Source organism: Pedobacter sp., assembly GCF_965227205.1.
In the GTDB taxonomy this organism is placed as follows: Bacteria; Bacteroidota; Bacteroidia; order Sphingobacteriales; family Sphingobacteriaceae; genus Pedobacter.
On the sequence record NZ_OZ245727.1, the window covers coordinates 2,268,416 to 2,293,001 of the forward strand.

Annotated in this window: 20 protein-coding genes; 11 read left to right on the forward strand and 9 right to left on the reverse strand. The window is 34.9% G+C overall.

Annotated elements, in window-relative coordinates; translation table 11 throughout:
• Nucleotides 1-16 precede the first annotated feature (16 nt).
• Entirely contained in the window at nucleotides 17-691 is a 675-nt protein-coding gene (locus ACO05K_RS09515; protein WP_421944206.1) for a hypothetical protein, read from the reverse strand.
• Between the two features lie 242 nt (nucleotides 692-933).
• Between ACO05K_RS09515 and ACO05K_RS09520 the strand changes: the two genes are divergently transcribed.
• Together ACO05K_RS09520 and ACO05K_RS09525 are read left to right on the forward strand one after the other, a co-directional pair.
• Nucleotides 934-1,311, forward strand: coding sequence for a VOC family protein (locus tag ACO05K_RS09520; protein ID WP_421944207.1), 378 nt, complete (start codon nucleotides 934-936; stop codon nucleotides 1,309-1,311).
• Between the two features lie 35 nt (nucleotides 1,312-1,346).
• Entirely contained in the window at nucleotides 1,347-1,790 is a 444-nt protein-coding gene (locus ACO05K_RS09525; protein WP_421944208.1) for a VOC family protein, read from the forward strand.
• 188 nt (nucleotides 1,791-1,978) lie between these two features.
• Here the strand turns inward: ACO05K_RS09525 and ACO05K_RS09530 are convergent, their stop codons facing one another.
• Both ACO05K_RS09530 and ACO05K_RS09535 read right to left on the reverse strand, forming a co-directional pair.
• Nucleotides 1,979-3,013 (reverse strand): serine hydrolase domain-containing protein, encoded by a 1,035-nt coding sequence (locus ACO05K_RS09530; protein ID WP_421944209.1) that lies wholly within the window; start codon nucleotides 3,011-3,013, stop codon nucleotides 1,979-1,981.
• Between the two features lie 131 nt (nucleotides 3,014-3,144).
• A complete protein-coding gene (locus tag ACO05K_RS09535; protein WP_421944210.1) occupies nucleotides 3,145-3,816 on the reverse strand; it encodes a hypothetical protein in 672 nt (223 codons plus the stop codon).
• Between the two features lie 122 nt (nucleotides 3,817-3,938).
• Between ACO05K_RS09535 and ACO05K_RS09540 the strand changes: the two genes are divergently transcribed.
• Complete coding sequence (locus ACO05K_RS09540) at nucleotides 3,939-4,565, forward strand: TetR/AcrR family transcriptional regulator (protein WP_421944211.1); 627 nt, start codon at nucleotides 3,939-3,941, stop codon at nucleotides 4,563-4,565.
• 291 nt (nucleotides 4,566-4,856) lie between these two features.
• Here the strand turns inward: ACO05K_RS09540 and ACO05K_RS09545 are convergent, their stop codons facing one another.
• From ACO05K_RS09545 to ACO05K_RS09565, 5 genes are all read right to left on the reverse strand, one after another.
• Entirely contained in the window at nucleotides 4,857-6,086 is a 1,230-nt protein-coding gene (locus ACO05K_RS09545) for an alkaline phosphatase family protein (protein WP_421944212.1), read from the reverse strand.
• Nucleotides 6,087-6,170: 84 nt separating this feature from the next.
• Nucleotides 6,171-7,628 (reverse strand): SusD/RagB family nutrient-binding outer membrane lipoprotein, encoded by a 1,458-nt coding sequence (locus ACO05K_RS09550; RefSeq protein ID WP_421944213.1) that lies wholly within the window; start codon nucleotides 7,626-7,628, stop codon nucleotides 6,171-6,173.
• 12 nt (nucleotides 7,629-7,640) lie between these two features.
• Entirely contained in the window at nucleotides 7,641-11,066 is a 3,426-nt protein-coding gene (locus ACO05K_RS09555; RefSeq protein WP_421944214.1) for a SusC/RagA family TonB-linked outer membrane protein, read from the reverse strand.
• A 114-nt stretch (nucleotides 11,067-11,180) separates the two neighbouring features.
• On the reverse strand, nucleotides 11,181-12,176 hold the full coding sequence (locus tag ACO05K_RS09560; protein ID WP_421944215.1) for a FecR family protein: 996 nt from the start codon (nucleotides 12,174-12,176) through the stop codon (nucleotides 11,181-11,183).
• A 99-nt stretch (nucleotides 12,177-12,275) separates the two neighbouring features.
• Nucleotides 12,276-12,842 (reverse strand): RNA polymerase sigma factor, encoded by a 567-nt coding sequence (locus ACO05K_RS09565; RefSeq protein WP_421944216.1) that lies wholly within the window; start codon nucleotides 12,840-12,842, stop codon nucleotides 12,276-12,278.
• A gap of 275 nt (nucleotides 12,843-13,117) precedes the next feature.
• Here ACO05K_RS09565 and ACO05K_RS09570 point away from each other — a divergent pair, with 275 nt between their 5' ends.
• The 8 genes from ACO05K_RS09570 to ACO05K_RS09605 all read left to right on the forward strand — a co-directional run bounded on the left by ACO05K_RS09570 (nucleotide 13,118) and on the right by ACO05K_RS09605 (nucleotide 21,797).
• Nucleotides 13,118-13,399, forward strand: a complete 282-nt coding sequence (locus ACO05K_RS09570) for a hypothetical protein (RefSeq protein ID WP_421944217.1) — start codon at nucleotides 13,118-13,120, stop codon at nucleotides 13,397-13,399.
• Between the two features lie 4 nt (nucleotides 13,400-13,403).
• Entirely contained in the window at nucleotides 13,404-13,967 is a 564-nt protein-coding gene (locus tag ACO05K_RS09575) for a hypothetical protein (protein WP_421944218.1), read from the forward strand.
• Nucleotides 13,968-13,997: 30 nt separating this feature from the next.
• A complete protein-coding gene (locus ACO05K_RS09580) occupies nucleotides 13,998-14,585 on the forward strand; it encodes a GDSL-type esterase/lipase family protein (protein ID WP_421944219.1) in 588 nt (195 codons plus the stop codon).
• Nucleotides 14,586-14,647: 62 nt separating this feature from the next.
• Complete coding sequence (locus ACO05K_RS09585; protein WP_421944220.1) at nucleotides 14,648-15,376, forward strand: esterase family protein; 729 nt, start codon at nucleotides 14,648-14,650, stop codon at nucleotides 15,374-15,376.
• A 410-nt stretch (nucleotides 15,377-15,786) separates the two neighbouring features.
• Entirely contained in the window at nucleotides 15,787-16,284 is a 498-nt protein-coding gene (locus ACO05K_RS09590) for a sigma-70 family RNA polymerase sigma factor (RefSeq protein ID WP_421944221.1), read from the forward strand.
• 61 nt (nucleotides 16,285-16,345) lie between these two features.
• Nucleotides 16,346-17,332 (forward strand): FecR family protein, encoded by a 987-nt coding sequence (locus tag ACO05K_RS09595; protein ID WP_421944222.1) that lies wholly within the window; start codon nucleotides 16,346-16,348, stop codon nucleotides 17,330-17,332.
• Between the two features lie 121 nt (nucleotides 17,333-17,453).
• Complete coding sequence (locus ACO05K_RS09600) at nucleotides 17,454-20,513, forward strand: TonB-dependent receptor (protein WP_421944223.1); 3,060 nt, start codon at nucleotides 17,454-17,456, stop codon at nucleotides 20,511-20,513.
• 6 nt (nucleotides 20,514-20,519) lie between these two features.
• Entirely contained in the window at nucleotides 20,520-21,797 is a 1,278-nt protein-coding gene (locus tag ACO05K_RS09605; protein WP_421944224.1) for a fibronectin type III domain-containing protein, read from the forward strand.
• 325 nt (nucleotides 21,798-22,122) lie between these two features.
• Here ACO05K_RS09605 and ACO05K_RS09610 read toward each other — a convergent pair whose 3' ends face one another.
• Nucleotides 22,123-24,519 (reverse strand): TonB-dependent receptor domain-containing protein, encoded by a 2,397-nt coding sequence (locus ACO05K_RS09610; protein ID WP_421944225.1) that lies wholly within the window; start codon nucleotides 24,517-24,519, stop codon nucleotides 22,123-22,125.
• Nucleotides 24,520-24,586 lie beyond the last annotated feature (67 nt).

Here is a 24,586-nt window from a genome sequence, read left to right on the forward strand (position 1 = left end):
CTAAGAAACTTCATTTTTAAATCACTAAATCTGCATGCCTTAACTGCTGAGCATTTGTGTAATTAAAAGCAACAACAATAAATTGATCATTATTATTGCTGATAATATTCTTCATTTCCTGTCCAATATGCTGAAACCTGAATTGTCCCTGATAAACATTTTCACCCTCTGTAAAAGCAGTTGGCAAAAGAATGGACAGTGCATTTGGTGCAGCAAATTTCTCTCCAAACATATTTCTTATTTTGCGCTTTATTTTCTCATCTGTTTCAAACTCAATGTTAAATATTTTATCAGCAATGCTTTCTATAAAATCTATATCATGTCGTCTGTTTCCTGTAGTGTAAATACCATAATATATTTCGGCATTATCGTTACCATAAACCTTTTTGGCAATACAAACAGGCACATTTTCTATGGTTGCCAATACTTTTTTCTTCGCATTTTTTTGAATCTGAACTACAGCAATTATACAAATTACAGCTACAAATAAGCATGCGTAAATGTAAATACTATAACTGCTATCCATTTTAGATAATTCGTACATAAAATAGCTTCCAGCAGCACTAAATACCCCCAAAAGTGTAGGTAAATAAACTATTTTATTTTGTCCCCAACTACCGGCACCAGCATACTTCTTTTTAATTTCCGAATTGTTTTCAAGTTTTTGTAAGGTATCTTCTGTAAAAATCATGGCTTAATTTATTTTTATTTAACCAATCTAATCATCACTAATTCTAGATACAATATGCACTTACTATTCGCAAAGGTTAAATTATAATTCGCTGGAAATGGTTTAAAATTCGCCGACTCTAGAAAATTATAATATTGCAATTAATCAAAATAATCTTGGTAAAATCTTATCCTTTTGTTAAAAATAAAAATTGCAGCTGGGAATAATTTATTCTAATTTAGAGTACCAAACAAAACTAACTTATGAATACTGTAAACTTGGGTGCATTTTGCATCAGCCTTGCTGTGAAAGATATCCACGCATCTAAAGCATTTTACGAAAAACTGGGCTTTACCGAAACTAGTGGAAACATAGAGCAGAATTGGCTAGTACTAAGAAATGAAGACAAAGTTATCGGTCTGTTTCAAGGTATGTTCGAAAAAAATATGCTCACATTCAATCCAGGTTGGAATCAACAAGCTCAGCCTGTAGATACTTTTACTGATGTTCGCGACATTGCCAAAACACTTTCAGCTAACGGACTGCAACTGAATGAAACACCAAAAGGTGATAGCGGACCTGCTTACATAACCCTTACAGACCCTGATGGGAACCCTGTGTTGATAGATCAACACCGTTAATTGTTAAAAACAAAACAAATAAATGATATAAAAACATGGCAACAACAAACACCTATTTAAATTTTAATGGAAATTGCGAAGAAGCATTCAATTTCTATAAATCTGTTTTCGGAGGAGATTTTACTTACATCGGCCGTTTCGGCGAAATGCCGCCAAGTGATGAATTTCCGGTATCAGAAGCGGATAAGAACAAAGTAATGCATGTTTCGCTACCTACAGGTTCTTCAGTTTTAATGGGAAGCGATAACGCCGAACAATATGAATCTTATTTTGTAAAAGGAAATATTTTTTCAGTTTCGATAAATGCAGATAGTAAAGAAGAGGCAGATAAATTATTCGATGGCCTTTCGGCAGGCGGACAAGCAACTATGCCAATGAGCGATACATTCTGGGGTGCGTACTTCGGTATGTTTACCGATAAATTCGGCATTAACTGGATGGTAAATTATGATGATCCTGCAAAAATGCAGCAACAATAATCACAAAAAAGGATTGAACTGCTTCCAGTTCAATCCTTTTTTGTTTTAACAATTCGCTCACTCAAAATAAAAGTCCGTTAGGTTAACTAAATCATATTACTCTTTATTTATTAGTTTACAAACTTCTTCGTTATAGTTAGCTTTAATAATCCCGGTGAGTTTTTCGAAGGTTTGGTAATGTTTTTTATTTACTTTTTCGGAAAACTATCGTGTTCACCTTTTAATATCGCTGCGATTACATCCGATATCTCAAAAACTTTTCCGCTATAATTGTTGCTTAACAGAATTATCGTAAACTTTTCATTTATATCCGAAACTAAAATGGCTTCATAATTGCCGGCTCTTCCGTCGTGCAGGTGTTTAATTAAATTTCCGTTTATAAATTCTGCCTCTCCCAAAGCAGATTGCGTTTCTGGCAAATCAAAATGCAAACTTAACTCGTAAAGTGATTTTTTACTGATGACTTTATTTTTGTGAAGACAATTTGCCCACTTCAATAAATCCGCTGTAGTAATGTAAGTTCCACCTGTAATGGGTAAATCAGCTTTATCGGGAATCAAATTAATACTAAATCCCTTTGCTATTTTTTCTCCATTTTCAAAAGGTGTCATCACAGAAGAATTCATTTTACATGGTTTAAATATAAATTTTTCTACATATGCTTTAAATGGCATTTTGGCTAATCGTTCTACAATAAACTGTCTTAAAAAAAGATTATTATTACTGTTATAATTATAAGATGTTCCCGGTTTAAAATCGAGTGTATCAACATTCATTAAACCATCAAAAAGGTCTTTATCATTTTTAATATTTTTCCAGTTTACATTAGGAATGCCGCTAGTGTATTGCAACAAATTTTTAATCGAAACTTCATTTGCCCATTTTGGTAATTCGGGAATGAATTTGGAAACTTTATCATCCAAATTCAATTTACCTTGCTCTTTCAACTGCATTATAGCTACCGCACTGAATTCTTTTGTAATTGAACCAATATGAAACCGATAATCAGTCGTTAATTTATTTGTTTTTGTGGCATCGGTAAAACCAAAGGAAGAATTGTATATGATATTATTATTTTTTGAGACCAAAACATTTCCATTAAAAGCACCAGTCTTATTATAAAATTTTATCAAAGAATCAATTTGTTTTATTTGCTTGGTTTGGGCATTTACATTATTTGTAAAAAGTAATAGAAATGCGAAAATTGAGAGAAACTGTCTCATGTATTGCATATTTTTCATGTTTTGTTGTGAGTTCCTTTTTAGCTTTAGCTTGTAAATTTTTCTATTTTAAATCAAACTGATAATATAAATATTCTGGCAAATAATCTCTGTACATCACACCAAAATAATCTCTAGTTTAAGTTATAATTTCTCTTCGCCCACAATTTGCATGGTTTAATCCATTTATCAGATGCGATATATAAAAACCCATGCTTTAGTCCAGTGTTTAACTCTATTTCTTTAAATCGATTAATTTTTAGTTTTGAGGTTTGCTTTCGTTTAATAGCCGAAACACCGAAAATATCCGATTTTTCGTAAATCGCAAGAACGTTCCCGCAGAAATTAATGTCTGGAATTCTTGCAATATCTTCATCTTGAAAACTACCGATAAACACAAAATTCAAATCCGGATTTTTCGCAAAAGTGGAAACAAATTGTGCAATATAACCACCTTTTGAAGTGCCAACAACAGTAATGTGATTGGGTTGTACACCCTTAGAAATCAAACTGTCGATTTGAGCAACGATTTTTCTTGCGTACTGGTGCTCGTTGGTTTTCGGATTTCTTTTTTCGCTAAAAACTACAAATCCATCCTTTCTAAATGAATTGACAATACCTTTATAATCGACTGTAACATTGTATTTTTCAGTAAAAGTCTGATCAGGATTTTCCTCTAAAAACTTGTTGTGGATGAAAAAAATATAATTTTTCTCAGTTTTTGGAAGAAATGTTTTTCCGTTTAATTGGCTAGCTGTAAAAATCAAAACCAGCAAAACCGAAAAAACGTATGATGTCTGTTTCATAATTTAATTATAACAATATTATATAGATTCAATTACTTTTGTTTTTAAAAAACGACTACAAATATATATAAAGTCACCACTCGGTGACAATATGGATTGTTATTTTTTTTAATGAAATTTTTATGAAAACCATCCCTGCAAAAATCCGAAATAAAGAAAATAGTAAACAGCAATTCCTAGATGCAGTAGGAAAAATATTAAGAACGGAAGGCTATTCTGCCTTAAAAATAAACAATATAGCATCAATTACTGGATTAGATAAAAAACTGATTTACAATTACTTTGGTGGGTTAGAAGGACTTTTGGATGAATACATTAAAACACAAGATTTCTGGAGCAATGTAAAAAGTGAAATCGAACCTAGTGAGATAACCGATGGAGGAAAAGAATTCATCACCAATGCTGTATTGGAACAATTTGATTATGTTTTTGAAAATAAAGAATTTCAAAAAGTTCTGTTATGGCGATTATCCGAGTCAAGAAATTCTTTAAAAAAACTTAACGACGACCAGGAAGCAAATGGCGAATTTATTCTACAAAACATTATGGACCCCTATTTTGCAGAAAACTCACAAGATTCGCGGGCAACAATGGCAATTATTGTTGCTGGTACTTATTACATCAATCTCTGTGCAGAAATTAATGGAAATACCTTTTGCGGGATAGACATTAAAGGTGAAACCGGAAGAAACCAGATAAAGAAAGCAATCGCAATGCTTGTAGACCAAGTATACACCAATTTGAAATAAGTTAAAAGCCTGAAAAAAAAGTGTTTTGAACATTAAACTCAACACATTTTTTTTGAGGAACTGTAGGCTTTTATCCGAAAATTCATTTGCCAATGTAAACAAAGTACACTAACCTTAAGTAAAATGCTGCCAGAAATAAAAGATTAACGACACATGCCATGCCGTTAATCTTTATAGCAAACTATCCTTCCATTAAATAAATACTAACCAAATTATTTATAGGACTAAAGAATTAGTATTATGCAATAATTAAACCTTAAATTAATTCCTATTTTCTGACATCAAACTTTATTATTTAATCACAACCCATCGGTTTAACACATTACTTTTTGCTTCTAAAACAACTTTATAAAACTTTGATGGATACTTTTCTACATTAATTAAAGCATGCTTATCAGAGATAGGCACTTCTGCCAATAATTGATATTCATCTGGCTGCCCAGCTTTAAAATTATTTGTTGGCGTTACCCATATTTTAACCTTACCAGTATTTTCAAGCGCTTTCCAGCTTACATCGAGACTACCTTGAATGTAGTTTGCATTAAGATTAGCTACTGAAATATCGCCAATTAATGGAACGCCATCAACCTCAAAGAGATTATCCTTTGGGATATCAATACTCATAAATCTCGCAATGGTTGGCATAATATCAACAATATAGGGGTTGTAATATTTGCTATAAGCGTTCAACTGCGGGTAATTGCTTACCATCCAGGTACTGCGCTGCCTTACGGACTGACCACCGTGGTTTTTCCCGCTTTTTTCATCTCTTCCATGGTCGGTGGTAACCACCAAAAGCCAGTCCTCATTGTTATTTTTCTTACGATACTCAATCGCATCATAAATTTTTCCTAATTGAACGTCTAATTTTTTAATGGCAGCCGTAAATTCAGGACTATCACCATACATATGCCCCATATCGTCAGTATATTCCAGGTAAACCCAGGAAAGATCAGGCGCATCTTTTTTTATCGTTGCAGCAGCTTCACTCACTACCTTTTCATCTATCCTACTCATAAAATCACGCTTTTTATCATGCTTGAAGTTTATGGTATCTAGTTCATAGCCATCAAAATACTGATCTACTTGCAGGTTTCCTGCTAAAGGCAAATTATGACCAAGTAATTTCGTTCTGTTATCTAGCCAGCTCGAAAATATGGCTGTCTTTTTCTGAGGATATTGAGCTTTAAAGAGCCTGAAAATGTTTTGATAATTGTAATTCGGGTCTTTGATATCATTATCGGGAATATTGTGCTTGTTAAACCAAACGCCTGTTAAAAGGCTATTATAACCAACAGCAGATATAGTTGGCGTTTGGCTGTAACCATCTTTTTCGCCTCCAACTTGCATCCGGGTATAACTTCCATTATTGATAATCCTTTTCACATTTGGAAGTTCCAAACGTTCTATAACATCAGCCGGAATACCATCAGCGATGATGAAAACAGTCTTTTTTGCCTTTTGCGCCCAGCCATTAAGTGATACACCAAGCAGCAAGAGAATTAATAATTTTTTAATCATTTTATTTTCTTAAAATTTAAAGATGGATAGCCGAAAAGCTAAAATAAAAAAGCACCACCGGTTTTCGATGGTGCTTTGTCGGTTTTATGGTTTAAGCAACCACATCACCTCATTTATATTATCGCCTTGCGGATATTGTCTGGAAATAGCTGCTGAAACATTTTGTTGGTTCAACCTCAATTCCGATTCCGGATACATCCAGCGTTTTGGTATGCGTTTTTCGTTCAACATACCTGCGCCTGTAGTATCAAATACTGGGAAACCTGTTCTACGTTGCTCGTAAAATGGTTGATAACCACCATTCATAAAAGAGGCAATGTATTTTTGTGTAATGATGTTTGAAATTGGGCTAGCTGCTCCAGCCAACTGAACTGTCGGTTGTGCTAAATAAGTCGTAATAGTTGCCTCATCTATACCATAAAACTGCATCGATGCACGAATACCTTTCTGATAAAAATCGCTCGCACTTCCAGTAATCCATCCTCTTTGTACACCTTCTGATAGGATAAACTGTAATTCTGCATAACCTAAAGCAATACTTGGCTCGTTAGTTGGGTTGTTGTAATAGCGTGGTTTGATTTTAGAAACTTCTCCTGCAACCGTTTTTGCATTGTTTTCGTTTACAGGTGCGCTTCCTCTTGCTCCGCCGTAGGCGTTAAAATCGTTTATAGGCAATGCCGAAAATTTTGTCGCCTTATCTGCGAAGTTAAATAAACGAACGTCTCTTAACGATTTCAATAAATTAACAAAAGTTTCTTCCATGTAATTGGTAGTTTGTATATCGTTATTATTGAAATAAGGATAACGGTTACCTGCTAAATCATAAAACTTAAGCTGTGCATTATCAGCATTACTAGTTAAAATCGGAAATTCTGTAGGGTTATTAACAATTTCAGCAAAACGCTTTTTAACCTCAAATTTTGTATCGTTTTCTTTGATAGATAAACTCATCAAAACCCTTAACGATAAAGTATTGATTACACGTTTCCATTGTTGCATGTTGCCACTAAAAACAATATCGCCCTGGATGTTTGGAGTAGATGCAGTTATTAATCCATTTGCCGCTTTTAAGTCGTTAAGGATATTTAAATAAATATCTTCTTGCTTATCATAAATTGGCGATGATACATTTTCATCGCCTTTTAACGCCTGACTGTAAGGAATATCGCCAAACATTTGAGTAAGCTGAAGAAAATACCATGCCCTAAAAAACTTTGCAATTGGCTGGTATTCTGGCTTGTTCTGAGCTGTTGCAGCTTGCTCCATTTTCATCACCTGACGGAGATTGTTAAAATTACCAAAGCTACCTCTATTCCAACCGTAATATTGGTTTAAAGAAACCGCATCAGTATAAACCATTTGACGTGTAGTAAATGCCACGGTAATATCAGTGGTTTGAAAAGCACTTTGCTCAACAGCGTTTAAAAGTAAATCGGGTGTAGCAATTGTCGATTTGTTGGGGTCTGTTTGAAATTCGCTAAACTTCTTGCAACCTACCTGTGTAAGTGCAGTAAATAATAACAGATATAATGTCTTTTTCATATTCTTTGCAGATTAAAACTTAAGGTTTATGTTAAAGCCAAATGAACGCGTTGATGGCGTTTGAAGGTTATCAACTGCCGGATCAGGATCTACATTTGGCATTTTTGAGAATAATAATAGGTTACGTCCTACCAATGATAAATCCAATCCTTTGATGAAAGATTTACCTAGTATTTTGGTAGGTACTTGCCAGCCAATGGTTACTTCTCTTAATTTCAAAAACGTTTGCGAGAAGTAGTTATAGTTATTATAAGCACCGTTACTGGTATTCGTCATATAATCGATGTAGTTTACCGCTCTTGTATTTGGAGCAAAAACACGGGTATCGCTGGTAATGTTACCAAATGCATCGTAAGTTGCTGCGCCACTTGTTACCACAACACCATCACCAACAAAAGTTGATCTGCCTGCATTAGCATCTACACGAAACTGGTTAAGCGTTCCCGGATTTGTACCGCCCCACCACATTTTCTGGTTGGTAGTAGAATACATCATACCGCCTAAACGTCCATCAACCAAAAACTTTAAAGTGAAGGCTTTATAGTTAGAAGTGTTTTCGATACCATATGTCCAGTCTGGAGATTGGTGACCGATAAACCTAGAGAAGGTATCATTCAACGGGAATCCGTTACTGCCATAGATAACTTGTCCTTGATTATTAGTTTGGTAAACTGATGTGAAGATTTTATCTGTACGATCGCCAACTCTTAAAAAGTTTAAGGTTTCTGCACCACCATAAATTTCTTTCAGATACCTGCGGTATTTACTTAAGTTAACCGCCATATTCCAACTAAATTCGCTGCTTTTTAACAATGTTCCAGATAAAACAAACTCTAATCCTTTACGTTGAAACACATTACCATTAGCCAACTGACTGTTGTAAGCGCTTGTAATTGATGTTGGAATAGAAACAATATTGTTGAAATCTTTTGTTTGATAATAAGTTGCCTCTAAACTTAATCTGTTGTTGAAGAATTTGGTATCTACACCAACCTCCCAGCTATCAGATGTTTGTGGGGTAAGGTTACCATTTAGCAAAGCATCACCGAAGGTTAAAGATGGAACACTATTCCAGATGGTGCCTTTATTAAATGATGGCAAATAGCTATACGTATAAGCATTATCGTTTAGTGTTGCACTCGATACTCTCGACCATGAACCTCTCGCCTTTAAATACGAAAACCATTTTGGCAACTTTGTAAGTTGAGATACTACAACTGATGTACTTACCGAGGGGTAGAAAAAGCTGTTATTTGCAGTTGGCAAAGTAGAAATCACGTCATTTCTTCCAGTAGCCGTCAGGTAAATTGCATTTAAAAATTCTAAATCTAACACTGCATAAACACTGCTGGTACGTCTTTCTTCAACAAAGTTATTTCCTTGAATCGGATTGGCGGAATTACTCAAGTTGTAAAAGCCTGGAATGGTTAAACCATCTGTACTGGTAGAACCATATTTGTTGTTTCTGTAATAATTTGCAGCACCAACCTGGGCATGTAACTTAAATTTCTCGGTAAAAGTATGGTTGTAATCTCCAATTAAATCTGATACTAAATCGATATAATTTCCAGTTGCAACGGTAAACTGTCCTCTCGATTTATTTCCATAACCGATGTAACTCATTGGTTCCTTGTAAGTACGGTTTAAACCATAAGAATTGATACCATTTCTAAATTGAACACTTAAAGCAGGACTTATCTTATAATTAAGGTTTAATGAGCCGAAAGTGTTGTCTTTATCGTAACCTCTTAAATACTCGTAAGCCTGAAAATATGGGTTATTGTAATATGAAGTGTTATAATTTCTTTGCTGAATACCTTCCTTACCCGGAACCCAATAATCTCTCAAATCTTCTACACTTACATCTGCACCTGTCCATAAAACTAAGTTGTACAAGTAGTTGGTTGGTCCGTAACCAGTTTCTGGGAAGTTTTTGGTAAACTGACGGTTATAGTTTAAACGGGCATCAACAGTAAAGTTATCTGATAGCTTATAATTTCCTGAAATGTTGAATGAGCTGTTTTGCAAATCGGTATTTGGTACAATTCCTCTCTGATAAATGTGAGAAGCCGAAGCTCTAAAAGCACCCTTTTCGCCACTTTGAGTAATACTGATGTTATTACTAGCGATTAATCCTGTTTGGAAGAAATCTTTAACATTATTTTTTCCTCTTGAGATAAAAGGAAGCGGTACAAGCTGACCTGTAACCGGATTTCTCGGACTGTTAAACTGAGGTGTTTCAAAAAAGCCGCTTGGCGTACTTGGGTCGGGTTGATCTAATTTTGGACCCCAAATCCATCCCGAACCTTCTGGTCCACCACCTGAACCATCAACATAAGTATATTTACCTTTAAAACCTGCACCATACTCGGTTTGCACTTCTGGAATTCGGATAAAACTTGGCTGAATTTGCGTTGAACTATTAACATCGATACTTAAATCTTTTCCTTTACCACGTTTTGTAGTAATCATAATCGCTCCGTTTTGGCCGATTGAGCCGTACAATGCTGAAGCATTTGCACCTTTTAAAACCGTTATCGATTCTACATCATCTCCATTTACACGATACAAATCTGCTGATTGATCTGGAATACCATCAATAACAATTAGCGGTTTTCTTCCTCTCAAAGAGATGCCTGGATCTTGAAAAAGATCTGTTGAGTTGGTAATATTTAAACCTGCAACACGACCAGTAAGTGAGTTAATAATGTTTGGTTCTCTGGCTTTTACTAAATTTTCGCCTTGAACTTCCTGCACCACATAACCCAATTTAGCACGCTCTTTTTTGATACCAAGTGCTGTAACCACCACTTCTGATAATACTTGATTATCATCCATTAATTGTATCTGGTAAGCATTTGCATCACCAACAGAAACTTCTTTTGTTTGATAGCCAATACTTCTTAAAACCAATACGGCCCCATCATCAGCCTTTATAGAGAAATCGCCCTCCTGGTTGGTAACTGTACCAGTATTTGTTCCTTTTATTAATACAGAAACACCCGGAATGCCTTGATTATCCTTATCGGTTACATGTCCTTTAATAATTCTTGGAGCTTGTATTAGCGATAATTTTTCTAAAGGTTTAAGAATAATTTTGTTGCTTAATTTGGTGTAAGTAAAAGGCACAGCTGATGCAATTTTCTTTAACACCTGTTCCAGATTACTATTCGTTTCGTTAAGGCTAATCTGCTTTTGCAGAAATCCATTACGGTCTACACAAACAAAACTAAAATTAGTTTGCTTGTGGATTAAATCAAAAACCTGTTCCAAAGATTGGTTTGTTAACCTAATGGAACATTTTACCTCGGCGAGGTTCTGCTCGCCATTACGCTTGGGCATGGCAAAAGCAATGTTGAAAAAGACAATCATCACACATGCGATTGACAAGGTCTTTTTCAACGAAATTAAAGACGTGTAGTAGATCTTTTTTTTCATAAATTAGCAAATTCGTTAGTTAAATTTTAATTGTTTATTTGGCGATTAATAGCCGGCATCTCGAACATGCCGGTTTCTTTTTTTCCAGGCTATGCCTGAATATATTTTTCTTAATTATTTAGCGTTTAAGTAAATTTTATTTCCTTGTTTTTTATATTCCAGATTACCTGATGCGCAGATAATTGTCAGCACATCTTCAATGCTATCGCCATTAAACTGGGCATAAATGCGGGTATCTGCCGTTGGCTGATCAGCAAAGATTAATTTCACTCCATACATATTTTCGATTTTTACAGCGGCATCACTCAATTTATCGTTACTTAAATTCAGCGTTCTTGTCATCCAGCCTAAAGTGTTTAAGCTATCCAGGTTACGCTGAAATACACGTTGATTGGCTCTGTTAAAGGTTAACTCCTGCCCTGGCTTTAATACATAAGCATCATCTTTATCCGAATTCAGATTTACTTCTACCTTACCTTCTAAAAGAGAAACCGTTGTTAAAATTTGATTTCTGGAAGCATTGACATTGAAATGTGTACCTAAAACGTTCACGGTTAAATCGCCAGTGTTTACCTTAAAAGGTTTATGTGGATTTTTACTCACCTCGAAATAAGCTTCCCCATCTAGCGAAACATTTCGTTCAGAATTATTAAAAACAGAAGGATAACGCAGTACGCTTTTTGGACCAACAGAAACTTTAGTACCGTCAATTAATGTAATAGTTTTTATTTCCCCAGCTCTAGTTTTAAGCACACTATAAGTTGTCGGAACTGAATCATTCGGTTTCAATAAATAAAAAAGACCGACCAGAAACAAACCGATTATTGCAACACTTGCCGCAACCGCGTTCCATTTAAAAGGAACAAGTTTTTTAGTTTTGGCCTTATTATCCTGCTGATGATTAATTCTGTTTTTTAAGCGAGCAAGTGCAATTGTACTTTCTTCTAACTTTATTTGCTCAGTATGTTGCCAGGTGAGTTTAATTTCCTCAAAAGTTTGCTCATTATCTACAGAATCGGTTATCCAATCGGCGAGTATTTCGTTTTCCTCGGTCGTGGTTTCCTTTTGCAGGTATCGTGTAATTAATAAATAAATTTCTTGCTCTTCCAATTCTGATGTATTTAAAGGGAAGACGCAAAAGCAACATCACCTCCTTACACCGTTAATTCGATTTAACAGAAACATAACATCTTTAACAGCAACTTAACATTAGGAAGGAGAGTTATACTGGCGAAAGTTTTCTTTTAAAAACTTGATTGCACGGTACATGTGTGTTTTTACCGAATGGATGGATATGCCTAATATTTTTGAAATTTCCTCGTAAGGAAGGTGGTCGTGCCTGTTCATCCGAAATACCAATTCGGTTCTTTCGGGTAATAAGGTAATCATCTGATGAATATCAAAATGAAGTTCTTTGTACATCAACTGTTGGTCTGGAGCGCTGAAAGCATCTGTTGATCTATCTTCGATAGAATCAATCGGTACAAAAGCTTTGATTTTTCTTTTACGGAAGTGATCGTTAACTTTGTTTTTAACTGATGTATATAAAAATGAATTAAGTGCGGTATGTACTGAAATTAACTTTCTACTTTCCCAGAGCTTAAAAAAAACATCCTGAACCACATCTTCGGCATCACCATCGGCGGCGTTTAACAACGATTTACAAAACCGAATTAAACCCGGATAATACCTGATAAACAATTCATCAAACGCCTTTTCATCATCGTTAGCCAACTGCTTTAGAAGTTCAAAATCTTCGGTCTGATTAATGTTCATAGTTAGAGGCAAAGCTAAAATCCACTTGTTAAAAAACTGTTAAATGCAGATTAGCAATAGCACCTAAATCATTATTAAAGAATACGCTTTTGAGCCAAAACTCAATTAACAATTAAACAACAAAACCTTAACTTCTGGAAAATAAGCTTTTACTAATTTGTATGAAGGCTTGTTTAGCCTATTTTTTTCTCTATAAAAAATCAGAAGTTATGGAGAACTAATTAAATTATGTAATGACTTAAGTAGATAATGCCATGAGGTATTCAAGATATAATATGAAGCAGATAATAGCAGATAAATTGGGCAATCTTGTTGAATTTGATTTCAGTCGCTTTAAACTCCCAAGCTTGGTTACTAAACTTAAGCCCTTGCTTTTTCAAAGTAACAATTGTTATTATGCATTATTACTGCTTCCAGATTTAGAAAAGATTGAAGGGTCTGGAAACTCACCAGAAGATGCACTTATAGATTGGAATGATAAGATATGCGAACAGCTTACAACATCATCTGCTTTGCAAAATAAACTGATGGAAATGAGCCGCAACCAAAAGATGTAAGCCTGTGATCAATCCTCAACAATTTCTTCCAAATTTAGCTACGCCAAACCATCTGGCAACGCCATATTCAACAATGAGTTGTAAATTCAGCATAAAAACACCTGCTGATTGTATGCTCTCTGAATTATTTTACTTTTACCTTTTGGTAAAAAAGGGCAATAAAGTTTCTACCATCGAGCTTACGCAGAAGATTTATAGCTGCCAGTTATTAGCCTTTTGTTATCTGGGCAATCGTTTAGTTGGCATCTCAGCAATTAAAAGGCCGGCTCAATCTTACATTACGCAAGTACATGAAAAAGCAGGCATAACACGTAACATAAACGATTACGCAGTAGAACTTGGATACTCTTATACCGAACCTGAGTTTAGAAAAATGGGCATCAGCAGAATGCTAAAAGCGATGCTTCAGAGCAAAATTACACAGCAAAAAGGCTTTATATTTTCTACAACTGCAGTAGCCACAAGCCAACGATACTTAACATCACAAGGCTTTGTTGCTTGCGGAAATCCTTATCAAGGCACCTTTGATAATGAAATTGTTTACTTTGAAAAGCGTATTTCCTATTAAACCACATTTGCAATCGATATATTTATAAGTATGTACTGGTATGAAGATGAAGTAAAGCAGTTAGAACAAATTCCGGCGTGGAAGCGAAAAGAAAATACCACCATTTTTTACGGGAGTTCATCCATCAGACTGTGGCATACATTAGAAAGTGATTTCGCAAAACGAAAAATAATTAACCTCGCTTTTGGCGGTTCTACCCTTGCTGCCTGTGTTTGGTTTTTTGAAAGAATTATGATTGGATACACGCCAGAATATTTTATATTTTATGCTGGCGATAACGACCTTGGTGATGGTCGAAACCCCGAAGAAATATTTATTTTCTTCCTGCAACTAATGGAAAAAGCGCAGCAGACTTTTGGTAACATACCTTGTTATTTTATATCACTTAAGCCAAGTTTATCGAGATGGCACATGGCTGATAAATTTAAATATACCAACAACCTGATTGAGAGTGAAATTATAAAACGCAACGGAAACTGGCAGTTTATTGATGTATTCAAAAGAATGCTTGATAAATCTGGAAAGCCAAATCCGGTTTACTACGAAAGCGATGGATTACACCTTAATAGCGAAGGCTACAAACTATGGCATGCCATTATTGCAGAAAAATTAGAATAAGCATTACCATTTGTTAATATTTAAATAACAGAAGCTCAGTAATTTCCGTAAATATTTTTAACATGCACAGGGAATACCACAAATGGTACAGCAATGAGTTGGGGCGTGAAATGGAATTATTAATATTTGGGCATGGTGGCAGAGCTGTTATCATGTTTCCAACAAGAATGGCTCGCTTTTACGATTATGAAAACTGGGGCATTGTAAACGCACTCGCACATCAAATCGAAAACGGAACATTGCAGCTTTTTTGTGTAGATAGTCTCGATGCAGAAAGCTTTTATAACCAATCTGTTTTTCCATCAGTGCGTATCGACAGGCATTTGCAATACGAAAGATATTTAATTGATGAAGTTATTCCATTAATCTATCAGAAAAATGATTCTGGTTGGATTGAAACAGCTGGCTTTAGTATGGGTGCTTATCATGCAATTAATCTATCAATGAGATATCCACATCTTTTTAAAAAAACAGTAGGCATAAGCGGCAGGTACGACCTTACCCATGCCCCTGATCCATTTACAGATTTGTTAAGCGGTTACAGAAATGAACTTGTTTACTTCAATATGCCTGCGCAATATTTACCCAATTTAGAGGATGGAGAAATTATAGCGAATATAAAGGGCATGGAAATTATACTTGCTGTTGGAGAAACCGATCCTTTTTTAGATAGCAATAAAACATTCAGCAACCAACTTTGGGCCAAAGGCATAACAAACCAACTTTATACCTGGGATAATAACGCCCACCAACCGCATTACTGGCGTAAAATGGCACCGCTTTATATTTAATATCATTTACTACAAGTATAATAACTTAATACTTAGAAAATGTTAGCTGAAAATCTTAAGGTTATATTTACCACAATTATTCCAACAAATTACGATGTCTTATTTTTTAAGTGAAATCATTTCTAAGCTTTTCAAAAATCCTACAATTTTTAATGTGGCTTTCATAGAATATGCTTACCTTCTTATTATTTTTTTAACATTAAGTTTCTATCTACAAAAACGGCAAAAACTTTCTAATTAATTGGGTTCATTGGTTGATATTCACTCCTACTTTTCCAACCTAAATATCACAATAGATTAACATCTGATTAATATGTTCTTCCATACTTTGGGAAGAATATTTTTAGGTGGAGACTCTCATTAAAATTAATCACACACAAAGCTCAGAAAATCGGTCCCACCAAGTGGAAATGCTTTATAAACGATGGGCATCTATATTGATTAATTACGCCAATTATTATCTAAATGATACAGAAACCTCATCAAGTGTGGTTAATGATATTTTTATAAAACTATGGAACGGTAAGCAGGAAATTGAGAATACAAAGGCCTACCTTTTTCGTGCTGTAAAAAATGCGGCGCTTAATTATTTAAGCAGCGAACATAAAAAAACTATCGATTATTTAGATACACAAGAACTAACCATCCTTTCAGATCAATCTCAACCTAACGAATTTTCGGTTGAAGAATCAGCACAACTTTTACACTTGCAAAAGCTTATTGCTAAACTACCCGAAAAGCGACAATTGGTTTTCAGAATGCACCGAATAGAAGGATTCAGTTATAGTGAAATTGCCGACTTGCTTCAAATTTCTCCACGTACGGTAGAAGATCATCTTGCCAAAAGCATGAAATTTATTTTCGAAAACAGCCAACATTTTTTTAACCAACACTTAACAGAAGCTTAACTTTTCCAGCCCGTATTTTCTGCTTTCAGATCTGTCTTTTACTGTGACTACCATATCTACAATGAAAGAAGAAATTTGGAACTTAATTATTAAACGTCTTACCAATCAAGAAACACTAGTTTCTGAAAAAGCATTGGATTCTTGGCTTGCCGAAAGCCCAGAAAATATTGAAAAATATGAGCAGATAAAACTGCTGTGGCTGTTAACTGGTCAGCTGAAACCCAAACAGACTGAGGAAATGCCTGTTTTAACAGCTCAATCAAAATCAAAAAAAATACGCTCAACTAATTATTGGGCTTATGGAATAGCGGCAGCAATCGCAGCCGTAGTTTGCATTTTCGGGCTAAATCTTTTCTATAATTTACCATCTACTAATGTAGAATGGGCTACGCAAACCGCCAATGCAGGTAAAATACTCTCTATAACTTTACCAGATAGCTCTACCGTACTTTTAAACTCGCAAAGTAGCATTCGGTATCCTAAAGCATTCACCAAAGGTGATACACGTCTTATCCAGCTAAATGGCGAAGCATTTTTTGATGTTAAACACCGCAGCAAGCAACCATTTATTGTAGAAAGTGGCAAAATTAAAACCGTTGTTTATGGTACAAGCTTTAACATTAGGGCTTACAAAAGCGAAGCCCACATACAAATTGGTGTTAAAACCGGTAAAGTTGGCGTACTAAAAAACGAAAAAACTGAATCATCAAAACCAATTTTTTTAACGCCTAATAAGAGTTTAACTTTTGATACGCTTGCCGGAATTTTCTCAAAAACACTGCCTTTAAAAAACGAAGCTGATAACTGGACAAAAAGAAGTTTAATTTTTGATGAAACGCCTGTTTTAGAAGTGCTCGCTACATTATCAAGAAAGTTCGATGTAAATTTTAATACAAAAGGCTACAACTATACTTCTTGTAAGTTAACTGCAAGATTTGAGCATAAGGATTTACCATCCATACTAAAAACAATACAAACCGTGATGAACATTAAAATAAACCAAAATGGACAAACGATTTATTTAGAAGGAGGCAACCCATGTAAATAAATTACGCACAAAAAAAGCCGTTCCTAATGAAACGGCTCTTAATAGGATCTACCGATGGCCGCGAACCTTCGATAGATCAGAAATATGAATAAATACGAACATTTAAACACAACCCAAATTTATGAAAAATTTTAATGGGGCTAGCCGCTCTGTGAAAATAATTATGCGAATAAGCCTGATTTACGCCATCACATCTATACTGTTTATTAATCTTTTACAGGCCACAGAAGCCAATGGGCAAACTGGTCTCGATACTAAAATAAGCTTAAAAGTTAAAAACCTTCCTTTAAAGGATGTATTGAAACAAATTGAACAAAAAGCCAAGCTTAGTTTTGTTTACACTAATGCAGAAAATACCAGTCAACGAGTTTCAATTAGCGATGCAAACAAACCAGTTAGAAACATACTAGCTCCGATTTTATTGCAAAACCAATTGATGATGATTGAAGAAAACGGAATGGTTATCATTAAAAACAAGCCTGTTATAATTAAAAAAGCTAAACCGGGTTCTATTATTGGTTTCGTTAAAGACAAGGAAAACAACAAAACATTGCCATACGCAACTGTAATTTTAAAAGAAACCAATCGTAAATTTATTACTGATGTAAATGGATATTTTATAATTGACAATATTCCGGTTGGTAAAGCCACAATAATTGTTAACTACATTGGTTACAACAGCAGCGAATACACTGTAAATGTTGAAGACGGCAAAACCACAAATGTAGATTTTAAGATTTCGAGCTTAAGCACTGATATGAAAGGCATTACCGTTAACGGAATAAGACGTGGCGAGGCAGTTGCATTAAGCAGTATGCGCAATGCGGATAACATCAAATACGTACTTTCTGAAGAACAGATTGAACGTTTTCCTGATGCAACAGTTGGAGAAGCAATGCAGCGTGTACCCGGTATTGCTATGGATTACAGTTACGGACTTCCAAGAAACATCATTATTAGAGGTTTAGATCAATCTATGGGTTCAGTTACCTTAAACGGAAACAGGCTTCCATCTACCTCTACCAGTTCTAGAGAAATTGATTTAAACGGAATTTTATCTTCTACTGTTGAGGCCATAGAAGTAAACAAAACCTTAACACCAGATATGGATGCCGATGGAACTTCAGGTTCTGTTAACATCATTTCTAAAACACCAAAACCTGGTCAGCAACAACTTCAGCTTAAAGGTGCATTTGGTCATAACTTTTTGGTTGATAAACAAAATATTGATGGATCGATTACCTATGGGAAACGCCAGGATAAATGGGCTTATCTTTTCGGTATAAATTACAGCAAAAGCTTTAGAGGTGAAGACCGCGTACAGAAAGATTACGGAACTTATAAAATTAACGGAGTTGATAGAGTATTGCTTTCTAATTTAGAGCTTGAAGGAACGGATTTAAGAAGAGAAAATTTAGGCTTGCAAGCAGAATTAAGCTTCTTCCCGACAGAAAAAAGTCAGATTTATTTAAGAGGTGCGTTCAATAAATTTTATGAACTTCAAACCAGAGGAACTAAAAGTTACAGCATTGGTAGTTATACAGACATCAACAATGTAACGGGTGTAAGTATTGGTTCTAGCGGAACGCCAAGAAACTATAACCGCGATTTAACTACTTTCTCTTTGGGTTATAAAACAGAATTTAATAACTGGAAAGCCAATGTTGATTTTACCTATTCAACCGGATTGTACGACCAGCCTTTGTATTTCGATGGCTACTTTACAAATACTGGTTTATCAGCAGGTTTAGATGTTTCAAACCCACGTGCACCTCAGTTTAATTTTGGAAGTGTAGACCCGGATAATGCCGCAAATTACACCACAAATTATTACACCAATCGTCATCAAATTGCTCACGATAAAGATGGACAGGCATCAGCAAATATTGAGCGTACTTTTGATTTAAGTGATAAAAATAAGTTGTTAATCAAATTTGGTGGTCGTTATAAATACAAAGAAGATGATCACACAAGAAGCTATTATCAATATACTTTAAAAACCGGACGATTATCTTTATCAAACTTTTTAGGAAACTACGAACGTAAAGAATACTTCGATGGCAACTATAATTTATCGGGTGCTATTTCTGATGGTTATTTAATGGAAGAATACTATCAAAACAACAAATCTCTTTTTGTTGATAACACCACTTATATCCGTCAGAATACCGATCCGGATTCTTATAACGGTAGCGAATCTTTATCTGCTGCTTACGGAATGGGAAAACTCACTTTAAATAAACTCGACATTATTACAGGTTTAAGATATGAACGCACAGGTTTTAATTACAACGGAAACATTGTAAACTTCGATAATACTGGCAATTATGTAAGTACAAATAAGGTGAATACAAAATCATCGTTCGAAGGCTTTTTCCCAAGTTTAAACTTAAAATATGCGCTAAATCCGCGTACAAACTTTAGGGCTGCTGTAACCAGATCACTTTCTCGTCCAGGTTATTACAGTTTAGTGCCTTGGCAGGAAGTAGAGCCAAGACGTAGACGCATGAAGATTGGAAACCCGTATCTAGATCAAGCTACCTCAACAAACGTTGATGTTTTATTTGAGCATTACTTAAAATCATTAGGATTAATTTCTGGTGGTGTATTCTATAAAAACATCGAAAACTACATCTACGAAAGTATTTACACTCAGGTTGGCGGTAATTTCAACGGCTATCAGGTTACGCAAACTGTAAATGGTGCAAATGCTCATGTGTATGGCTACGAAGTTGCATGGCAACAACAACTTACCTTTTTACCAGGTTTCTTAAACGGTTTTGGTATCTACGGTAACTTTACTCAAATCCAATCGAAATTTAAAGTACCCGGCTTGGTTAGCGAACGTACCGTTCGATTACCTTCAATGCGCCCTAAAGTGGGTAATGCATCACTTTCTTACGAGAAATATGGTTTTTCAGGAAGAATTTCTTTAAACTTTTACGACACATTTATTTCTGAACTGGCAGATGTTGAAGCCAACGATTTAATGGAGAAAGGACGTACACAGTTAGATTTTTCAGCTTCACAAAAAATCAGCAAAAGCTTCTCAATTTTTATGGGCATCAATAATATAACCAATGCTCAAATTATTTTGGATTATGGCGATGGAAGACCAAATGACCACAAATATTATTCATCATGGGCAAATATTGGTTTCAAATACACACCATTTCATTAAAAAATCATGAATAAAAACATCTTTTACTTAAGCATTGTAATGCTGCTCTTCTTTACTTACAAAAGTGGTTCAGCACAATCCTTTAAGGCTACATCGATACCAGATCGTATTATTTTAACCTGGTCTGCAGATCCAACTACCACACAATCGGTTACTTGGAGAACGGATTCTACCATAACGCAAAGTTACGGACAGATATTAGTAGAAAGCAGTTCGCCAAAATTGGAAAAACCAGAATCGAATGAGTTTAAAGCAACAACTTCATCTTTAAAAGGCAAAGAGTATGAGGCTGCAAATTACCACAGTATTACTTTTACTGATTTAAAACCAGATAAGGTTTATACTTATAGAGTTGGAGATGGGAATAATTGGAGCGAGTGGTTTCAGTTTAAAACTGCTCCTGCAAATGATGCACCTTTTTCTTTTATTTATCTTGGTGATGCACAAAACGACATCAGATCAAAATGGTCGCGGGTAATTAGAAGAGCTTTTGCAACGCATGGCGATGCCCGTTTTATTGTTCATGCAGGCGATTTAATTAATCGCTCAAATAACGACAATGAGTGGGGCGAATGGCACTTCGGAGGTGGTTTTATTAACGGAATGATTCCAAGTATCCCATCATCAGGCAACCACGAATATTTTCGCGATGAGCAAAAGGCTTTAACCTTAGATCCGCATTGGAAAGCACAATACACGCTGCCGGAAAACGGGCCTGAAGGTTTAAAAGAATCTGTTTATTATGTAGATTATGCTAACGTAAGAATTATTTCTCTCAACTCTCAAATGATTGTTTTGGATTCTAATTCTCTGAAAATTCAAGCGAAATGGTTAGAAGATGTACTTAAGAATAATCCAAAAAGGTGGACAATGATTACTTATCATCACCCGATTTATTCGACTGCAAAAGGCAGAGATAACAAGGAATTTAGAGAAGTATTTAAGCCTCTTTTTGAAAAATACCATGTTGATGTTTTAATGCAGGGGCACGACCATACCTACAGCCGCGGGCAAAATCTTCCTTTTGGTACTTCGGGCAAAGTTGGTGGCCCAATGTATGTGGTTTCTGTAGCCGGACCCAAAATGTACAAAGTTGATGTAAATCCAAAATGGATGGATGTTTTTGCAGAAGACACGCAATTATTTCAAATTATTTCTGTTAATGGCGATGAACTAAACTACACTGCTTATAAAGCATCTGGCGAAGTTTTTGACCAATTTAAACTTAAAAAGAAATCGAAAAACAGCGCTGCCGCATTTACCGATTTGAGAAAAACAAAATAATGTTAACGCTCTCATTAATTTATTTACATTATTTTAAAAAGTATAACTGAGGCTGTCTCAAAATAGAATTTGATAATTTATTTTCTCGTCATTCCCGCAAAGGCGGGAATCCTAAAGCATTATACAAATCGCTTTAAGATTCCCAATTAAATTGGGAATGACGAGCGTTCGAAATATAATTTTATTCTGCTTTCGTCATTCCCGCGAAGGCGGGAATCCTAAAGCAAATACAAATCGCTTTATGATTCCCAATTAAATTGGGAATGACGACAAAACAAATCTTTTTGAGACAGCCTCTTTTTTTAACATACACCGCATCAAATCATTAATTCCCTGTTCTTGCCCGCTCCTCTTGATTTCCGGTTTGTCTGTTTTTAACGTTAACATTCTTACTCCCAAATTTGTAACTTAAAGACACTTGAAACAATCGGGTATCAAAATAATAATTTGAATTTCTGTGAACACCACCCAAGGTTGAGCTAAACCTGTATCTATCGGTTTTAAAAACATCACTAGCTCTTAAGCTTATTCTTAAATCTTTCTTAAGTAAGAGATATTGAAGCGTAAACGAAGTAGAAAATGATGGTTTTATTTTATCTATTCCGTAAGTGCCTAAAATATAATATTCAAAGCCAAAGTTGAACAATAGCGTTTTAGATTTATTAAAATTGAAATCATTATTACTGGTGATAAACGAGGTTACGCCATCTACACCATCGGCTGGTATATCAATAGTTTCTGCAGTAACATAGTTTACGTTAAATATATTGTAACTCGTCCACCAGCTAAATTTATTAAACGTGAATGATTCTGAAATTCCATACCTTTTAAGGTTATAGATATTTTTATAAATTAAACGGATATTGCTTGTGTTAAGATCTGGAATTCCAATTTGGTTAAAAGTATCACTTTCAGAACTAAAATATAATTTACTTTCTAGTTTTTTAAACGAGTAAGACAATTCAAAATTATCGACAAAATAAGGTCTTAAAAGCTGATTACCTTCAACCGTTAGAAAAGGCGTGATATAAGTGACATTTGGGTTTAACTCTGCAAAACTCGGTCTCGCTATCCTCCTACCGTAACTTAATCTGTAAGTTGAGTTTGGATTAGCCGCATAAGACAGGTTTACTGAGGGAAATAACTTGTTATAATTGTAATTTAAAGATTGATTCGAATTTCCGTCGAAAGATTTCGTTTGGGTAGCTTCCATCCTTACGCCAACCTGCGCTTCCAGATTGTTCTTAAACTTTTTATTCCCAGAAAAATATACAGCTTGAACATGCTCACTGTAATCAAACTTATGAGCAATTTGGGGCATATTGTAAATTGGATTATCAACTAACCCGCTATTAAAAGCACCTATATCATTTTCTGCATTTGAAGCAGAAATTTTTGCACCTGCACTCCAATTTGCAAATTTTGAAGGCAGTTCTACATCAACTTTAGCAGCATAATTCTTCGTCGATTGGATATTTTCATTTATGCCCTTAAAATATCGAATCTGATTTTGATTGTACAAAATTGAAGTACCTTCATAAGGCCTGCTATCTTGATTTGAATAACCAAAATAGTCTAAATTGAGCATTATTTTCTTTCCTGTTGTATCAAGCCTTACTTCATTATAAAAATTAAAGGAATTAAAAGCGGGCTGTTGTGCTGCAGTATTAAGAGATTCTATATCATTAAATAATAAATCAGTATTTCTATTATAAACGGATGATTTTGTAACCCGATTGGCTTTCGCATTATTTTGATTATTAATATATTGAAAGCCGATAGTCCAGTTTGGAGTGTATAAATACTGAAGGTTTACGATGCCATTAAGTCGTTTAAAGGTTCTTCTAAAAACCTGTTTTGTATCCCACAATTCCTCAGGAAACGAAATATAGTCCTGGTAGTTTAAAGTTTCGCCACCATTTCTCAAATTTAACGAAGCAGATAAGCTTAATTTATTTTTACTGTACATGAAATTACTTGTTGCAGCGCCTTCACCTTTTTCTTGCCTTCGCAAATAACTGCTTCCTAAAGAAAGGCTCCATGAATCTGCTGGTGCTTTTTTCAGTTTTATGTTAATCAATCCACTTCCTCCGGCAGCATCATAATTTGCGGGTGGAGTTGTAATCACTTCGATATTTTTAATATTATCCGCAGGAATTGACCTCAGGAAACTCGCCAAATCGGCCTCTCCAAGTTCTAGCATTTTATCATTTACCAAAACCCTTATTGCTTGTTTACCAACAATAGTTACGTTTTCATTTCTAACCAATACACCTGGAGTTATCCTTAATGCATCTAAAGCATCACCACCCGCAGCGCTGATTGTATTTTCAAGATTAAAAACCAATCTATCAACCTTTCGTTCTACCAATGGTTTTCTGCCAGAAATCATTACTGTTTCTAAGTTGTTAGAAGCATCAATAGTAATCGTTCCGGCATCAAAATCCGAGTTCAATTCAATATTCTTCGTAAACAAAACTTGTTTAAACTGCCTGATTTCTAATTTGTAGTTGCCTTTTTGATATTCTATACGAAATGCTCCTTTATCATTTGTTAAAGCATTAATCAGCGGCACAGATTTATCTGAAAAAAGCCCAACTTCTAAAAATTCTAAAGGAGTATTTTCGGGCGTTACAACCTTTCCCGAAATTTTGAATTGAGCATAAAGTGTATTACTTAACATTGATATGGTAAACGCAATCAACAAAAATATTTTTCTCATTTTTAAAATTTATTGTTTTAATAATGAGGGCAAATATCTCTTGAGTATGTCTGAGTAAGGTTCTCAA

Bases quoted from the DNA above. Each gene is read 5' to 3' on its own strand.
- ACO05K_RS09555 (WP_421944214.1), bottom strand. From the start codon at position 11,066: ATGAAAAAAAAGATCTACTACACGTCTTTAATTTCGTTGAAAAAGACC.
- ACO05K_RS09585 (WP_421944220.1), top strand. From the start codon at position 14,648: ATGCACAGGGAATACCACAAATGGTACAGCAATGAGTTGGGGCGTGAA.
- ACO05K_RS09580 (WP_421944219.1), top strand. From the start codon at position 13,998: ATGTACTGGTATGAAGATGAAGTAAAGCAGTTAGAACAAATTCCGGCG.
- ACO05K_RS09595 (WP_421944222.1), top strand. From the start codon at position 16,346: ATGAAAGAAGAAATTTGGAACTTAATTATTAAACGTCTTACCAATCAA.
- ACO05K_RS09535 (WP_421944210.1), bottom strand. From the start codon at position 3,816: ATGAAACAGACATCATACGTTTTTTCGGTTTTGCTGGTTTTGATTTTT.
- ACO05K_RS09600 (WP_421944223.1), top strand. From the start codon at position 17,454: ATGAAAAATTTTAATGGGGCTAGCCGCTCTGTGAAAATAATTATGCGA.
- ACO05K_RS09565 (WP_421944216.1), bottom strand. From the start codon at position 12,842: ATGAACATTAATCAGACCGAAGATTTTGAACTTCTAAAGCAGTTGGCT.
- ACO05K_RS09570 (WP_421944217.1), top strand. From the start codon at position 13,118: ATGAAGCAGATAATAGCAGATAAATTGGGCAATCTTGTTGAATTTGAT.
- ACO05K_RS09545 (WP_421944212.1), bottom strand. From the start codon at position 6,086: ATGATTAAAAAATTATTAATTCTCTTGCTGCTTGGTGTATCACTTAAT.
- ACO05K_RS09610 (WP_421944225.1), bottom strand. From the start codon at position 24,519: ATGAGAAAAATATTTTTGTTGATTGCGTTTACCATATCAATGTTAAGT.
- ACO05K_RS09540 (WP_421944211.1), top strand. From the start codon at position 3,939: ATGAAAACCATCCCTGCAAAAATCCGAAATAAAGAAAATAGTAAACAG.
- ACO05K_RS09590 (WP_421944221.1), top strand. From the start codon at position 15,787: ATGCTTTATAAACGATGGGCATCTATATTGATTAATTACGCCAATTAT.
- ACO05K_RS09520 (WP_421944207.1), top strand. From the start codon at position 934: ATGAATACTGTAAACTTGGGTGCATTTTGCATCAGCCTTGCTGTGAAA.
- ACO05K_RS09550 (WP_421944213.1), bottom strand. From the start codon at position 7,628: ATGAAAAAGACATTATATCTGTTATTATTTACTGCACTTACACAGGTA.
- ACO05K_RS09515 (WP_421944206.1), bottom strand. From the start codon at position 691: ATGATTTTTACAGAAGATACCTTACAAAAACTTGAAAACAATTCGGAA.
- ACO05K_RS09530 (WP_421944209.1), bottom strand. From the start codon at position 3,013: ATGAGACAGTTTCTCTCAATTTTCGCATTTCTATTACTTTTTACAAAT.
- ACO05K_RS09605 (WP_421944224.1), top strand. From the start codon at position 20,520: ATGAATAAAAACATCTTTTACTTAAGCATTGTAATGCTGCTCTTCTTT.
- ACO05K_RS09525 (WP_421944208.1), top strand. From the start codon at position 1,347: ATGGCAACAACAAACACCTATTTAAATTTTAATGGAAATTGCGAAGAA.